Origin of the sequence: Nonomuraea sp. NPDC049649 (genome assembly GCF_040675175.1) — a bacterium.
GTDB lineage: Bacteria > Actinomycetota > Actinomycetes > Streptosporangiales > Streptosporangiaceae > Nonomuraea.
This window is the reverse complement of the sequence record NZ_JBFAOH010000001.1, coordinates 475,598-491,404: the sequence shown is the minus strand read 5'-3', so window position 1 is coordinate 491,404 and position 15,807 is coordinate 475,598. Positions and strand designations below refer to the sequence as shown.

General features: G+C 70.7%; 12 protein-coding genes. 10 read left to right on the top strand and 2 right to left on the bottom strand.

Features of this window, described 5'->3' with window-relative positions; all coding sequences use genetic code 11:
- The first annotated feature begins 16 nt into the window (after positions 1 to 16).
- Positions 17 to 1,984 carry a VanW family protein gene (locus AB0J42_RS02340; protein ID WP_364287644.1) on the top strand — a complete coding sequence of 656 codons (1,968 nt, stop codon included), beginning with the start codon at positions 17 to 19 and terminating at the stop codon, positions 1,982 to 1,984.
- A 4-nt stretch (positions 1,985 to 1,988) separates the two neighbouring features.
- Here AB0J42_RS02340 and AB0J42_RS02335 read toward each other — a convergent pair whose 3' ends face one another.
- Positions 1,989 to 3,080: a PQQ-dependent sugar dehydrogenase gene (locus AB0J42_RS02335; RefSeq protein WP_364287641.1), complete on the bottom strand. Its 1,092-nt coding sequence runs from the start codon at positions 3,078 to 3,080 to the stop codon at positions 1,989 to 1,991.
- A gap of 38 nt (positions 3,081 to 3,118) precedes the next feature.
- Between AB0J42_RS02335 and AB0J42_RS02330 the strand changes: the two genes are divergently transcribed.
- The 9 genes from AB0J42_RS02330 (at position 3,119) to AB0J42_RS02290 (ending at position 14,602) form a co-directional block, all read left to right on the top strand.
- Complete coding sequence (locus tag AB0J42_RS02330) at positions 3,119 to 4,039, top strand: 2-hydroxyacid dehydrogenase (protein ID WP_364287638.1); 921 nt, start codon at positions 3,119 to 3,121, stop codon at positions 4,037 to 4,039.
- A 237-nt stretch (positions 4,040 to 4,276) separates the two neighbouring features.
- A complete protein-coding gene (locus AB0J42_RS02325) occupies positions 4,277 to 6,895 on the top strand; it encodes an EAL domain-containing protein (protein WP_364287635.1) in 2,619 nt (872 codons plus the stop codon).
- 200 nt (positions 6,896 to 7,095) lie between these two features.
- Positions 7,096 to 8,832 (top strand): acetolactate synthase large subunit, encoded by a 1,737-nt coding sequence (locus AB0J42_RS02320; RefSeq protein ID WP_364287632.1) that lies wholly within the window; start codon positions 7,096 to 7,098, stop codon positions 8,830 to 8,832.
- Positions 8,829 to 9,353 (top strand): acetolactate synthase small subunit, encoded by a 525-nt coding sequence (gene ilvN, locus AB0J42_RS02315; RefSeq protein ID WP_364287629.1) that lies wholly within the window; start codon positions 8,829 to 8,831, stop codon positions 9,351 to 9,353. The genes AB0J42_RS02320 and ilvN overlap by 4 nt, the downstream gene beginning before the upstream one ends.
- A gap of 23 nt (positions 9,354 to 9,376) precedes the next feature.
- Entirely contained in the window at positions 9,377 to 10,360 is a 984-nt protein-coding gene (ilvC, locus tag AB0J42_RS02310; protein WP_364288189.1) for a ketol-acid reductoisomerase, read from the top strand.
- Between the two features lie 327 nt (positions 10,361 to 10,687).
- Positions 10,688 to 11,023, top strand: a complete 336-nt coding sequence (locus AB0J42_RS02305; RefSeq protein WP_364287626.1) for a hypothetical protein — start codon at positions 10,688 to 10,690, stop codon at positions 11,021 to 11,023.
- Positions 11,024 to 11,361: 338 nt separating this feature from the next.
- Complete coding sequence (locus tag AB0J42_RS02300; protein WP_364287623.1) at positions 11,362 to 11,916, top strand: DUF1707 and FHA domain-containing protein; 555 nt, start codon at positions 11,362 to 11,364, stop codon at positions 11,914 to 11,916.
- 113 nt (positions 11,917 to 12,029) lie between these two features.
- Positions 12,030 to 13,571, top strand: a complete 1,542-nt coding sequence (dacB, locus tag AB0J42_RS02295) for a D-alanyl-D-alanine carboxypeptidase/D-alanyl-D-alanine-endopeptidase (RefSeq protein ID WP_364287620.1) — start codon at positions 12,030 to 12,032, stop codon at positions 13,569 to 13,571.
- A 269-nt stretch (positions 13,572 to 13,840) separates the two neighbouring features.
- Positions 13,841 to 14,602, top strand: a complete 762-nt coding sequence (locus AB0J42_RS02290) for a CAP domain-containing protein (protein ID WP_364287617.1) — start codon at positions 13,841 to 13,843, stop codon at positions 14,600 to 14,602.
- 113 nt (positions 14,603 to 14,715) lie between these two features.
- Here AB0J42_RS02290 and AB0J42_RS02285 read toward each other — a convergent pair whose 3' ends face one another.
- Complete coding sequence (locus AB0J42_RS02285; RefSeq protein WP_364287614.1) at positions 14,716 to 15,636, bottom strand: hypothetical protein; 921 nt, start codon at positions 15,634 to 15,636, stop codon at positions 14,716 to 14,718.
- Positions 15,637 to 15,807 lie beyond the last annotated feature (171 nt).

The window sequence follows — 15,807 nt, the reverse complement described above, 5'->3', positions numbered from 1 at the left end:
GGGAGGAGATTGAGGCGTGCGTAACGCCGGACCGATCGAATCGCCGACCGACCCGTTCGCCTCGGTGCCGTTGCCCTCGCGCCGCACCTCGAGGAAACCGAAGGTGGAAGGCCTGCCGCCCGGCGTCACCAGGGACATCTTCGGAGCCCAGAGCGGACAGCCGGACTCCCGGCCGGACAACCCGCAGGCCTCACCTCCGGGCGGCAAGCTGCCGCCCGCAGCCCCCCAGTCGCAGCCGTGGCCCGTCAACGTCACGCCGCCGCCGGCCCCGGCCGGGCCCCCGCCCGCCCTGCCCGACGCCGAGCCGTCCCGGCGGCGCCGCCTGCTGCCCGCCGTCACCGTGCTCGTGCTCCTCGCCGCGATCATGACGTACCTGGTGCCGGCCGTGCTCATGTCCGGCTCGGTGCTGCGCGGCACCCGCGTGTCCGGCGTCGACATAGGCGGCCTCACGGTCACACAGGCGGCCGAGAAGCTCCGCGCCGAGCTGGCGCCCCGGCTCGGCAAGCCCGTGGTGGTGCAGGTGGGCGAGCACGAGGAGACCATCCGGCCCGAGCAGGCCGGGCTGGAGCTGGACGTGGTCAGCACCATCAACCAGGTGCCCAGCGGCTTCCCCAGCCCCGCCGAGGTGTGGCGGGCGCTGACCGGCACCACCGAGCTGGAGCCCAAGATCACCGTTGACGCCTCCCAGCTCGCCAGGACCGTCGACGGGCTGGCCGAGACCGTCGACCGGCCCCCGGTGGAGGGCAAGGTCGCCTTCCGGGACCTGCGGCCCGTCGTCACCCAGCCGCGCGACGGCGTGCTGCTCGACCGCACCGGAGCGATCAAGACGATCGGCGACGCCTTCCTCGCCGGCGGCGGCACCGCGTCGCTGTCGCTCAAGCCCGCCGCGCCCGCCACCACCAAGGCCGCCGTGAACCGGGCCAGGGCCCAGGCCAGGCGGGCCGTCGAGGGGCCGATCACGCTCACCCTCGACGGCAGGCAGGCCCAGCTCACCCCCGCCCTCATCGCGGCCAACCTGACCTTCGTGGCCGACGGCGAGGGGGCGCTGAAGCCCCGGTTCGACGCCGCGAAGGCTCTCCGGTCGCTGGAGAGCAGCCTGGTGGACGCGGCCCAGGCTCCCCGCGACGCCACGTACGAGATCGTCGACGGCAGGCCCCGGCTCGTCACCTCACGGGAGGGACGCGGCGTCGACGAGGAGCGCCTCGCCCGCGACGTGACCACGCTGGTGCGGCGCGGCGGCGAGCGCGTCGTCCCGGTCAGGCTGGCCGCGGCGCCGCCGGAGGTCACCACCGAGGAGGTCAGCGGGTTCGGCATCAAGGAGGAGGTCGGCTCGTTCACCTCCACCTTCGAGTGCTGCCAGGCCCGGGTCACCAACATCAGGCAGATGGCCGCCGACCTGGACGGTCACCTGGTCAAGCCCGGCCAGACGTTCTCGCTCAACGAGGTGCTCGGCGAGCCCACCGCCGAGGGCGGCTACGTGGCGGCGCCGCAGTTCGTCGACGGCAGGCTGCGCACCGTCGTCGGCGGCGGCGCCTCGCAGTTCGCCACCACGCTCTACAACGCGGTCTTCTTCGGCGGCTTCGAGGACGTCTCGCACACCCCGATGGAGCACCACTCGGCCAACTACCCGGCCGGGCGCGACGCCGCGCTGCTCTACCCCGACCTCGACCTGAAGTGGCGCAACGACTCCGACCACGGCGTGCTGATCAAGACGGCCTCCACCGCCACGTCGGTCACCGTCACCCTCTACAGCACCAAGCGGTACGAGAGGGTCGAGGCCGTCGAGTCGGAGAGGCGGGACTTCACCCCGTTCCGCCGCGAGACCAGCGACGCCGCCGACTGCCTGCCCGTCACCGGCCGGCAGGGCTTCACGATCGACGTCACCCGCGTCTTCCACGACGGCGGCAAGGTGGTCAAGCGCGACGAGAAGCTGACCACCACCTACCGCCCGCGGGCCGAGGTCGTCTGCACCTCCGCCGGGTGACCGGTCAGGGCACGACGGCGATGATCCGGTCGTCGCCCTGACGCACGTCGCCCCGGCCGTCCTTGTTGCTGGTGCCCACCCAGAGCCCGCCGCCGGGCTCCCGGGCGACCGCGCGCAGCCTGCCGTACTCGTCGGTGAAGCGGGCGACCGGCGTGCCGGGGGAGCCGTCGCCGGCCAGCGGGATCTCCCACAGGCGCTGTCCGCGCAGCGCGCCCATCCACAGGGACCCGCCGGCGTAGGCCAGCCCCGAGGGCGACGCCTCCGAGGTGGGCCAGGTGACGATCGGGTTCGTGTACGCGGGATCGTCGCCGCGGCCCTCGACCTCGGGCCAGCCGTAGTTGCGGCCCGGCTCGATCAGGTTGATCTCGTCGAAGGAGTTGGCGCCGAACTCGGAGGCGTACATCCGCCCCTGCTCGTCCCAGGCGAGCCCCTGCACGTTGCGGTGGCCGAGGCTGTAGACGAGCGTGCCGAACGGGTTGCCCGGCGCGGGCTCGCCGTCCGGGGTCATCCGCAGGATCTTGCCCGCCAGCGAGTCGCGCTCCTGCGAGAGCTGCCGGTCGCCAGTCTCGCCGGTGCTCGCGTACAGGAAGCCGTCGGGACCGAACGCCAGCCCGCCGCCGTTGTGGATGGCCCCCTTCGGGATGCCCTGGACGATCACTCGCGGGTCCGACAGCCTCTCGCCGTCGAACCGGTAGCGGACGATCCGGTTGTCCTCGGCGGCCGTGTAGTGGACGAAGAGCCGATCGTCCTTGACCGCCACGCCCATCAGCCCGCCCTCGCCGTCGGGGACCACGCCCTCGATCGTGGCCACCTCGGTGACCTGGCCGGACGCGCCCACCCGGACCAGCCGGGCGGTGTCGCGCTCGGTCACCAGCGCGTCCCCGCCGGGCAGGAACGCGATCGACCACGGCACCGCCAGGTTCTCCGCCACCGTGACGGGGTTCTCCGGGGTGCCCTTGGGGGCGGCCTCCTCCGTGCTGCCCTCGGAGACGGTGTCCTCGGGGACGGCGGTGGCCGTGGGCGTGCTCGACACGCCGTTCGCGCCGGAACAGGCGGTCAGCGCCGCCGCCAACATGATCAACCAGATGCGCCTCATGTGTTCCATACTCGCTCGCGCCCCTTAAGGTTTCCGGCATGAAGATCTGGGTGCCCTCTGACGCCGTCGCCGACGCTCTGTCCGACCTGCCCGGAGTGGAGTGCGCGGTGTTCCATCGCGACGTGCCCGAACCGCCGGGGATCGAGGACGTCGAGGTCTGGGTCCCGCCCCTGGTGCTCGTCCCCGACGTGCCCGGAATCCTGGCCCGTATGCGCTCGCTGCGCCTGCTCCAGACCGTCACCGCGGGCGTCGACGCGTACCGGCCCCACCTGCCGGAGGGCGTGGTGCTCTGCAACGCGCGCGGCGTGCACGACGCCGGCACCGCCGAGTGGGCGGCCGGCGCGCTGATCGCCGTCGTCCGCGAGTTCCCCGAGTTCGCCGACGCGCAGCGGCGCGGCGCGTGGACCTACCGCCACACCCCGGCGCTGGCCGACTCCACCGTGCTGATCGTCGGCTACGGCTCGATCGGCGGCGCTCTGGAGCGCCGCCTGGCCGGCTTCGAGGTGGAGATCGTCCGGGTGGCGCGGAGCGCCCGCGACAGCGAGTACGGCCCGGTCCACGGCATGGACGAGCTGCCCGACCTGCTGCCCGAGGCGGACGCGGTCGTGCTGCTCGTGCCCTCGACCCCGGCGACCACGGGCATGGTGGACGCGGAGTTCCTGTCGCGGATGAAGGACGGCGCGGTGCTGGTCAACGCCGCCAGGGGCGCCGTGGTCGACACCGATGCGCTGGTCGCCGAGCTGAACGCCGGGCGGCTGCGCGCCGCGCTGGACGTGACCGATCCGGAGCCGCTGCCCGAGGATCATCCCCTGTGGAGCGCGCCCGGCGTGCTGATCACCCCGCACGTGGCGGGCAGCACCCCGGCGTCGGTCCGGCGCATGCTGAAGCTGATCCGCGCGCAAATCTCCCGTCACCTCCGCGGTGAGCCGCTCGACAACATCATCACGGACGCGTACTGAGGAGAATCCGGAACGTGGCTGGGCCGTGACCTGCGGTGCGTAGCGTTGTCTCTAACCGAGTTTTCCTGACTCCTGTCAAGGAAATCTTGGCGGCAATTGGTCCGTGTGGTTATCAGATCGGTGACGACATCGGCGATGTGACCACCCGCGCACCCGTGACCGCACACACTGGCGTGTGGAAGCGCCGGGCTTCGGCGGCCACAGGAGCGAGGTTCGAGGACAGGATGGGCGACGACTGTGTTCCGCTGGCGTGATCCACGGGCATCGCTGACCGCCGGAGCGGCGATCGGCGCGGCCGGGGTCGCGGCTGCGCTCCTTGCGGGCGGCCCGGCCCTCTCCATCGGCGTTGTCGCCGGATTCCTCGCGGCCATGCTCGGCGCGGCCTCTCTGCTGCTCGCCGCCGGCCGGCCGCCTGATAGCCGCGCCACGGCGCTGGGCATGCGCTGGATGGGCGCCGGCTCGGTGGCCTGGGCGTTCGGCGTGGCCGTGCGCCCGCTCACCGACAACTCCACCCTCATGGTGAGCTTCGCCGACCTGCTGGTCCTGCTCGGCACCGTGCTGATCGGCGGCGGCGCGCTCATCGCCGGCGGGCGGCGCCCTCCCGCCCTGGTCGTGCTGCGCAACGTCACCGACTCCTACCTGTGCGCCGCCGCGCTGTTCGTGATCGGCTGGGTGGTGGCGCTGCGCCACCTCTACGACAACACCGCGGACCCGGCGCTGTTCACCTTCGCCATGCTGCCGCCGATGCTGGCGCTGCTGGTGACGTGCGCGGTGGTGCCCTCCGTGGTCACCGGCCGGGCCGCCGCGCTGCCGCTCGGCGTGGCCGGGCTCGGCGTGCTCGCCGCCACCACGGTCTTCAGCCTGGCCGGGGCGGTGGCCAGGCTCGACGGCGGCGGGCAGCCCGGCTGGAGCCTGGTGCTCGCGCCCGCCGCGTTCCTGCTGCTGGCCGCCGTGCCCTGGGCGGGTCCCGGCGAGGTGCAGGCCCGGCCGTTCCTGGGCAGCCTCATCGCGCTGGTGCCGCTGGGGCTGGTCGCCGTGGCCACCATCACCCTGGTCGTCCACCTGACCGGCGGCGGGCGGGAGGCGCCCGTCACCGGCGTGGTGGTGGTCGCCGCCTCGATGGTGCTGCTCCTGCTGCTCCGCCTGTTCGTGCTGTCGGGGGTCAACCTGCGGCTGCGCACGCTGCTCTCGCGCGGCGAGAAGCAACTGCGCGACCTGGCCGAGAGCACCGGCGACGTGGTGCTCATCTGCGACTACGACGGCACCGTGCGCGAGATCGGCGACGGGGTCGAGGAGACCTACGGCTACCGTCCCGAGCAGCTCGTCGGCGGATCGATCCTCGACTACATCCACCCCGAGGACGTGCCGCGGATCCAGTCGTCGCTGCACGCGATGGGCCTGGACGAGGAGGACGACGACGAACCCGGCGCCTGCCTCATCGCCTGCCGGGTACGCGCCGCCGACGGCACCTGGCGGCCCACCGAGTCCGTGGCCACCCGCCACGCCAGCGGCGAGGACCAGATCCTCATCACCACCCGCGACGTCAGCGACGAGGAGGCCCTGCGCAACCAGGTCGCCCACCTGACCTTCCACGACGGCGTCACCGGCCTGCCCAACCGCGCCTACTTCGAGGAGCGCACCCGCGAGGTGCTCGGCGGCTCCGGCCACGTCGCGGTCATCTTCCTCGACCTCGACGGGTTCACCTCCGTCAACGACTCGGTCGGCCACGCCAGCGGCGACTACCTCCTCGGCCAGGCCGCCCGCCGGCTGCGCGGCGCCGTACGCCCCGACGACACGCTCGCCCGCTGGGGCGGCGACGAGTTCGCGGTGCTCATGGAGACCGGCGGCGACGCGCAGCTCGCCGTCGACCTGGCCGAGCGGCTGCTGCGGGCGGTCTCGCAGGAGCCGTTCCGGGTGGCCGACCGCGACGTGGCGCTCACCGGCAGCGTCGGGGTCGCCTTCGCCGAGGAGGACGTGCCCGCGGGCGACCTGATCCGCAACGCCGACGTGGCCATGGCGCGGGCCAAAGAGCTGGGCGGGCGCCGGGTCGAGGTGTTCGCCGCGCAGATGCACGCCGACGTGGTCCGCCGCCTGGAGCTCGCCGCCGACCTGCAGCGGGCGCTTATCGAGCAGCAGTTCGCGATCGAGTACCAGCCTGTGGTCGACCTGGCCACCTCGCGGGTGACCGCGGTGGAGGCGCTGGTGCGCTGGTGCCGCGGCTCGGTGTACGTGCCGCCCGACGAGTTCCTCGGCCCGGCCGAGGACACCGGCCTCATCGTGCCGCTGGGGGAGTGGATCCTGCGCGAGGCCTGCCACGAGGTGGCCGCCTGGCGGGCCGAGTCCTGGGACATCGGGCTGTCGCTCAACCTGTCCGCCCGCCAGATCACCGCGCCCCGGTTCGTCCAGACCGTGGCCGAGGCGCTGGAGGAGAGCGGGCTGCCCGCCTCCGCGCTCACCCTGGAAGTGATCGAGGAGATGCTCGTCGAGGACGCCGACGAGATCGTCAAGCGGCTGTCGGAGCTGCGCGCCCTGGGCGTCCGGCTGGCCATCGACGACTTCGGCACCGGCTACGCCTCGCTGGCCTTCCTCCGGCAGCTCCCGGTCGACATGATCAAGATCGACCCGTCGTTCGTGTCCGGGCTGGGCCAGGACGACACGCTGACTTTGCTCACCCGGACCATCGTGCGGCTCGGCCACGACCTCGGGCTCATCGTGGTGGCCGAGGGCATCGAGCGGCCCGAGCAGCTCGACCTGCTGCGCGAGATGGGCTGCACGCGCGGCCAGGGCTTCCTCGTGGCCCGGCCCATGGCGGCCCGGGGCCTCGACTCGCTGCGCCAGACGAGTCTCACTGTTTGAGACCTGTGTCCACCAAGTTGACATCGCACCGTTCAGAGCGGCTATCGTGTAAGCCATGCTTCGCAGTGAGATCCTCGTAGTACTTCGCCGGCGCGCAGGCCGCTAGCGAAGCACTCCGACCTGCGCGCCGCCCCGCCCCACGTTCCGTGGGAAGGGGCATTTTTTATGTCCTGACGTGTCACCACACAAGGAACGAGCCGATGACCGAACGGATGACAGGTGCACAGGCCCTGGTCAGGGCCCTGGAGCACGTGGGAGTCGACACCGTGTTCGGGATCCCTGGCGGCGCCATCCTCCCCGCCTACGATCCTCTGTACGACTCGACCAAGGTCCGGCACGTGCTCGTACGGCACGAGCAGGGCGCCGGCCACGCAGCGGAGGGATACGCGCAGGCCACCGGCAAGGTCGGGGTGTGCATCGCGACGAGCGGGCCGGGGGCGACCAACCTGGTGACGCCGATCGCCGACGCCTACATGGACTCGGTGCCGATCGTGGCGATCACCGGGCAGGTGGCCAGCGCGGCGATCGGCACGGACGCCTTCCAGGAGGCGGACATCTCCGGCATCACCATGCCGATCACCAAGCACAACTTCCTCGTCACCGACCCCGCCGACATCCCCCGCACGATCGCCGAGGCGTTCCACATCGCCCAGACCGGCCGCCCCGGCCCCGTGCTGGTCGACATCGCCAAGGACGCGCTGCAGGCCGAGACCACGTTCAGCTGGCCGCCGGTCATGCAGCTGCCCGGCTACCGCCCGGTCACCCGGCCGCACTCCAAGCAGATCCGCGAGGCGGCCAAGCTGATGGCCGAGTCCCGGCGGCCCGTGCTGTATGTGGGCGGCGGCGTCCACAAGGCCCGCGCCTCCGACGAGCTGCGCCGCCTGGCCGAGCTGACCGGCATCCCCGTGGTCACCACGCTGATGGCCCGCGGCACGTTCCCCGACAGCCACCCGCAGCACCTCGGCATGCCCGGCATGCACGGCTCGGTGGCCGCCGTGGGCGCACTGCAGCAGGCCGACCTCCTCATCGGCCTGGGCGTGCGCTTCGACGACCGGGTCACCGGGCAGCTCGCCACGTTCGCCCCGCACGCCAAGGTCGTGCACGCCGACATCGACCCCGCCGAGATCTCCAAGAACCGCCACGCCGACGTGCCGATCGTGGGCGACGCCAAGGAGGTCATCGGCGACCTGATCACCGCTGTCGAGGCCTCCCCCCAGAAGGGCGACTACGCCGACTGGTGGAAGGTCCTCAACGGCTACAAGGAGACCTACCCGCTCGGCTACGAGGAGTTCGACGACGGGTCGCTGGCCCCCCAGTACGTGATGGAGCGGCTGAGCGCGATCGTCGGGCCCGACGCCTACTACGTGGCCGGGGTCGGCCAGCACCAGATGTGGGCCGCCCAGTTCATCGCGCACGAGCGGCCGGGCGCGTTCATCAACTCCGGCGGCGCCGGCACCATGGGGTTCGCGGTCCCGGCCGCGATGGGCGCCAAGATGGGCGACCCCGACGCGGTGGTCTGGGCCATCGACGGCGACGGCTGCTTCCAGATGACCAACCAGGAGCTGGCGACGTGCGCCCTGGAGGGCGTGCCGATCAAGATCGCCGTCATCAACAACGGTAATCTCGGCATGGTCCGCCAGTGGCAGACCCTCTTCTACGAGGAGCGATACTCCAACACCGACCTGCAGGCGACTCGGCGTATCCCCGACTTCGTCAAGCTGGCGGAGGCCTATGGTTGTGTTGGCCTGAGGTGCGAGCGTCCCGAGGACGTGGACGCGACCATCAAGAAGGCCATGGAGATCAACGACGTGCCGGTGGTGGTCGACTTCGTCGTCCACCAGGACGCCATGGTCTGGCCCATGGTCGCGGCCGGGACGAGCAACGACGACATCAAGTACGCCCGTGACATGGCGCCTACGTGGGAGAGCGAGGAATGACCAGACACACGCTGTCGGTGCTCGTGGAGAACAAGCCGGGTGTGCTGGCGCGGGTGGCCGCGCTGTTCAGCCGGCGCGGCTTCAACATCGACTCGCTGGCCGTCGGGCCCACCGAGCACGAAGACATCTCCCGCATGACGATCGTCGTCAACGTCGACAAACTGCCGCTGGAGCAGGTCACCAAGCAGCTCAACAAGCTGGTGAACGTGCTCAAGATCGTGGAGCTCGACCCGTCCCAGTCCGTGCAGCGCGAGCTGACGCTGATCAAGGTCAAGGCCGACGCCGACAGCCGCTCCCACGTGCTGGAGCTGGTCCAGCTCTTCCGGGCGCGCTGCGTCGACGTGGCGGCCGACGCCGTGACCATCGAGGTCACCGGCACTCCCGACAAGCTCGACGCCTTCGTCAAGGTGCTCGAGCCGTTCGGGATCAAGGAACTCGTCCAGTCGGGCATGGTGGCCATCGGCCGCGGCGCCCGTTCCATAACTGACCGGTCCCTCAGGGCACTGGACCGTACCGCCTGAAAGGTTTTTCGCAAGTGACCGAGATCTTCTACGACGACCAGGCCGACCTGTCGATCATCCAGGGGCGCCGTGTGGCCGTGCTGGGGTACGGCAGCCAGGGCCACGCCCACGCGCTCTCCCTGCGTGACTCCGGCGTCGACGTCCGGGTCGGCCTGCCCGAGGGCTCCAAGAGCCGGGAGAAGGCCGAGAGCGACGGCCTGCGGGTGCTGACCCCGGGCGAGGCGGTCAAGGAGGCCGACCTCGTCATGATCCTGGCGCCGGACCACATCCAGCGCCACCTGTACGCCGACCACGTCGCGCCCAACCTCAAGCAGGGCGACGCGCTCTTCTTCGGCCACGGGCTCAACATCCGCTACGGCCTCATCGAGGCGCCCGAGGGCGTCGACGTGTGCATGGTGGCCCCGAAGGGCCCCGGCCACCTGGTGCGCCGTCAGTTCGAGGCCGGGCGCGGCGTGCCCTGCCTGGTCGCCGTGGAGAAGGACGCCTCCGGCCGGGCCCTCGACCTGGCGCTCTCGTACGCGAAGGGCATCGGCGGCACCCGCGCCGGCGCGCTCAAGACCACCTTCACCGAGGAGACCGAGACCGACCTGTTCGGTGAGCAGGCCGTGCTCTGCGGCGGCGTCTCCGAGCTGATCAAGGCCGGGTTCGAGACCCTGATCGAGGCGGGCTACCAGCCCGAGGTGGCCTACTTCGAGTGCCTGCACGAGATGAAGCTCATCGTCGACCTCATGTACGAGGGCGGCATCTCGAAGATGTACTGGTCGGTGTCCGACACCGCCGAGTACGGCGGCTACACGCGCGGCTCCCGGATCATCACCGAGGAGACCCGCCGGGCGATGCGCGAGATCCTCGCCGAGATCCAGGACGGCCGGTTCGCCCGCGAGCTGGTCGAGGAGTTCGACGGCGGCCAGAAGGAGTTCCAGCGCCACCGCGAGGAGCTGGCGGCCAACCCGATCGAGAAGACGGGCGCCAAGCTCCGTCCGATGATGAGCTGGCTCAAGGGCTGAGACCTGTGCGCGCACGCGGCTGAACGGGCCGTGGCTGCGCTTGTGCGGCCCCGGCCGGGGTAACTCTCCGGCCGGGGCCGCGGCCTTTCCAGAACGGGCACGGTGTTGCCGAAGGGGCGGCTGGGACGACAGTGGCGAAGCATCTGATCTCCGCCGGAAGCGGAGTCCAAGAGGAAACCAGATGACCGAGAGTAATCCCAGCATTCCTTCAAGGTCGGCGTTTGTGCAGGTCAAGCCTAAGATCGCGGCGTTTGTCGGCTCAGGCGCTCGGGGAGATCTCCCGCTGCCGCTTACGGCGAGTAGTCGAGAGGTAACAGAGGAGATCTCATGAAGAAGACGGGACTTATCCTGGCCGGCCTGATCGGCGGGATGGTCATGCTGGGCAGCGCTCCCGCGCTCGCCGAGGGCTACACCACGGCGCCGGTGTTCGCCTCCGGCCACGACGACGACGTCGACATCGACAACAGCAGGCGTGTCGAGCAGAAGGTCGAGCAGCGCAACAACCAGGAGCAGGACGTGGACGTGAACGTCTTCGTCCGCCAGGACCAGGAAGTCGAGGAGGAGGGCGGCTACACCGGTCCGGGCGGCCTGGCCGGGCTCATCGAAGCCATCGGCGGCGTCCTGGGCGGCGGCGGCGGGGCTGCTGCTCCGCTCGTGCCCTGACCTCGCTAGGGAGCCCGTCTCTCTGAGTCGGGCTCCACAACCCGCGGGCGGCGGATCGGCCAGGGTGGACTGCTTGCCGAGTGAGGCAGCAGAGCACAACTCCTGGTACGAACCGACCGCCCGCGAGGCGTCCCCCCCCACCGCACTTCATCTGCGCCCCCCAGATTCCCCGCCCCCGCGATTCCGATTTCAGACCCCCTTGGCTTCCGCCCCCTGATCGTTGATCGGGCCTTCGCCCGGTTACTCGTAGCTCCTTGCCGGCCGATGCTCAGCCGACTCCGCGCCACCAGATCCGCGTATTCTGGACAGCGCACGCCCTTCCGGCCGATACTCGGGGAATGAGCTCGACGCATCCGCCGTTCCGCGCGTCTGATGGCGAGCGGGATCGTGCGATAGACGAGCTGAGGGACCGGGCCGTCGAGGGGCGGCTCTCGCACGACACCTTCGTGGTCCGGGTGGACCAGGCGTTGCGCGCCCGCAGCCAGCAGGAGCTTGAGGAACTCGTCGCCGACCTGCCGCGGCGGCCCACGTTCCGGGAGCGGGTGACCGGCTCGGTCACCGGCGTCGTGTCGGCGATCTCCGGCTTCACCACCAGCCTGCAGTCGGCCTGGCGCAAGCCCCGGCTGCCCCGCCTCGCCCTGCCGGAGGACCGGCCGCGGTTCGTGGTCGGCCGCGGGTCCGCCTGCGACCTCGTACTGGCGGATCTGACGGTCTCGCGGGTCCACGCCGAGCTGCGCCGCGACGACGAGGGCGGGTGGATGCTGGTCGACCTCGGCTCGCTCAACGGCACCCGGCTCAACGGGTGGCGGCTGGTCGGCCCGGCGCGGGTCAGGCCGGGGGACGAGGTGTCGTTCGGCGACTGCGGGTTTCTGGTGAGCGCCGAGGGTCCCTGATGCCGAGGGGTTCACGCCCCTCCAGAAAATACGGATATTTGCGGATTACACGGGTGCGCCGCCTGGCTCATGATCGCAGGCGAGACCCTGTCGCATCCCCTTGGAGACCCCCTATGCGGCGCACCTCAGCATCCCTCGTCGCGGGCACGCTCGTCGCGGCCCTCGCGTGGGCGTCAGGCCCGTCATCCCCGGCGGTCGCCCTCGAACCCTCGCCCGGCGTGGCCGACCTGGCCCACGACATCAACCAGATCCTCGGCGACTCCCGGCTGGACATCGCCCAGGCCGGCGTGGTGGTCAAGAGCGCGGCCAGCGGCGAGGAGCTCTACTCCACCGACGCGGGCAAGCTGCTCCTGCCGGCGTCCAACACCAAGCTGTTCACCTCGGCCGCGGCGGCGGAGGTGCTCGGCCTCGACTACCGCTTCACCACCAGCGTGCTCACCTCCGGGCGCAAGGCGGGCCCGGTGCTCAACGGCGACCTCGTGCTGCGCGGCACCGGCGACCCGACGATGCTGGAAGAGGACTACGACGCGCTGGCCGCCAAGGTCGCCAAGTCGGGCATCAGGCTGGTCACCGGCAAGCTGATCGCCGACGACACCTGGTTCGACGGCGTCCGGCTCGGCCAGGACTGGGCGTGGGACGACGAGACGGCCTACTACGCGGCCCCGATCTCCGCGCTCACCGCCTCACCCGACCGCGACTACGACGCCGGCTCGGTCGTCGTCACGGTCGCGCCCGACGGCGGCAAGGTCAAGGTGACCACCACGCCGGACACCGGCTACCTGAAGATCGTGAACAAGGCCACCGTCGGCTCGTCCACCAACGTGCTCATCGAGCGTCAGCACAGCACGAGGACCGTGGTCATCACCGGGACGGTCGCGTCCACGTACAACGAGTGGGTGGCCGTGGACGACCCGACCGCCTACGCCGTGTCGCTGTTCCGCGGCGCGCTGGAGAAGCGCGGCGTGCGGGTGATGGGCAAGACCACGACGGGGGCGGCCCCCGCGGGCGCCAAGGAGGTGGCGAAGAAGGAGTCGATGCCGCTCAGCGAGCTGCTCGTGCCGTTCATGAAGCTGAGCAACAACATCCACGCCGAGATCCTCACCAAGGCCATGGGCCGCGAGGTCGCCGATCAGGGCACCTGGGCCGCCGGGCTCAAGGTGAGCACGGACTTCGCCCGCGCCAACGGCGTGCAGGTGCTCAACCTGCGCGACGGCTCCGGCCTGTCGCGCCGTGACGGCATCACCCCCTCCTCGATCGCGCAGCTGCTCCTCGCCGTCCGCGACAAGCCGTGGTACCAGGCCTGGTACGACGCGCTGCCGGTCGCGGGCAACGCCGAGCGGTTCGTGGGCGGCACGCTGCGCAGCCGGATGCGGGGCACGCCCGCGGAGGACAACGTGCGCGCCAAGACGGGGTCGCTGACCGGGGTGACCGCGCTGTCCGGGTATGTGACGAGCGCCGACGGGGAGCCGCTGGTCTTCTCGATCATGCTGAACCAGTACCTGTCGTCCTCGCCGAAGGACATCGAGGACAAGATCGCCGTCCGGCTGGCGCAGTTCTCCAGGAACGCGCCGGTGGACGCCGCGGCCGAGCTCAGGTCGGCTCCGCAGGAGTGGCCCGACCTGGAGTGCTCGTGGCTGAAGCCCGCGGAGTGCTAGCACAGCCGTCCCGCTGAACCGGGTGCGCTTTCCGGCGCACCCGGTTTTTTGTGCCTATGTCGGACGAAAGTGGTGCTGAGTTTGCCGAGGTCAACGGGCTGATTGTTACGATTGGGACACATGGAACACCCGATATAGCCGGGTTTTTCGGGAAGTTGTAGACGTGTGCGGGCCCCAGATCGCGGTTTCGGCGCAGCGTCTCACCGCATCGGAGGACAGCAATGCGCAGACACCTCCAGGCACTCGCCTGCCTCGGAAGTCTCGCGGCGATGAGCATCCCCGCGTCGCCCGCCGCCGCGCAGGCGGCTCACCACGCTCAGGCCGGGCAGACCGTGCTGTCAGCCCGGGCGGGATGCCGGGTGATGGTGGCCCGGCCCTTTCTGGACTCCGGCGGCACGATCAGGGCGCGGGCCCAGCGGACCGGCTGCCGGAGCCGGACCCAGCTCCGCATCCGGCTCTATCACGCCCGGACCGGCCCCGACCGCCCCCTGAGGAGCGACTCCCGCGTGGTCACGAACGGCCGGATCGCCACCGGGGTGCGCTGCACCACCACCCCGCGCCGCTACTACACCGCCGCCAAGGACCACGGAGGCAAGGTCGTCACCTCGCGCACCGTGGTGCTGGCCTGCAAGCGCCCCGCCAGGACCGGCAACCGTGCCTCCGCCGAGGAGTCCGCCGTCGTCAGGCTCACCAACCAGGCCCGCGCCCGCCACGGCTGCCGGCCGCTCGTGCACGACCCCAGGCTCCACAGGGCCGCCGAGCAGCACTCCAGGGACATGGCGGCGAGGGGCTACTTCGAGCACACCGGCAGGGACGGCCGCTCGGGGGGTGACCGTATCCGGGCCAACGGGTTCCGCCGGACGGGGTCCTGGGGCGAGAACATCGCGATGGGCCAGCGCTCACCCTCGGAGGTGGTGCGCGGCTGGCTCGCCAGCCCCGGGCACCGGCGCAACATCATGCGCTGCTCGTTCAGTCACATCGGCGTCGGCCAGTACGGCAAGCACTGGACCCAGGTCTTCGCCGGACGCTGATACGAGCGAGAGCCCGGCGGGTCGCGACCCACCGGGCTCGGAGAGTGTCAGGACGGGGCCAGGGGAGTCGGAGGTGCTGAGAGTACCGCCCGGCTCGTCGGCCGCGCCCCGGCTCAGCGGCGCGCGATTCTCGTGCGTACGCCCGACTTCTCGAAGTCGTAGACCAGGCGGTTCACCCGAAGGCCGTCCACGGCTCCGACGAAGGCGGTGTCCCGGCCCTTGCTGATGCCCAGGCTGTAGCTGATCACCGCGTCGGGCAGCTTCTGCTTGAGCTCCTGGAAGGTGCACGGGTCCGCCAGGGTGCACTCGATCGTGGTGCCGGTGGTGCCGGTGGCGAACCACTGGCTTCCGGTGGTGCTCGCGTCGTACCGCTGCCAGACGTTGGCCATCGGGGTGATGGGAGCCGACGGGCTGGTGGACTGGTCGGGCAGGTAGACGAGGCTCGTGTAATCGGAGGTGCCGACATTCGGGTCGACTTCGAGGGTGATATTCGGCAGCACGACCGAGTTGATGTCGTCGGTTCCCGCGAATACCCAGTATCGCAGCGTGTTGATGGAAGCGAGCCGGCGTCCGGCGAAGGTCGTCTCGTTGCCGAAGGCGATTTTCTCCCCGGCGTCGACGATGATGCCCAGGCTGCCGTCACCGTGAGGCGGGGACTGCGTGGCGGGGAAGGAGGCGGCGGTTCTCCCGTGCGGGCCGTCGCGGAGGACGGCATGCGGGCTGCCGTAGGTGTTGCGACCGATAATGCCCCATTTGTCGCTTGAGAAAAAGGAGAGGGGGACGATGTTGCCGGGCATGTCACCCGTGGTGACCCCGCCCTGCTGGGTGCTGACCTGGCCGGGCGGCGCCGGAACCGGAGTCGGAACCGGCGTCGGCGCCTGGGTCGGCTGCTGCGTCGGCTGCTGGGTCGGCTGTGTCGTCGGTTCCGGAGCCGGCTCGGCGGTGGCCGGGTTCGCCAGGCCGGCGAGCAGAAGTCCCGCGCACGCGAGAGTGAGACCGGAAATCGGCCACGCTGTCTTTTCGAATTTCTTCACTTTTACCCCTGGAAGAGAATTTCACCACCCCGACCTCGGATTTGAGGCACAAGAAGAGCACATAGAAGAATGTTCATTCTTGTCGCATCCTGAGGTGGGTTGCGCCCCCTGTTATAGCCTCGCACCATGTGCGCCACCCGCCTCTGCTGCACTCTTTGTTCTAACCATTAC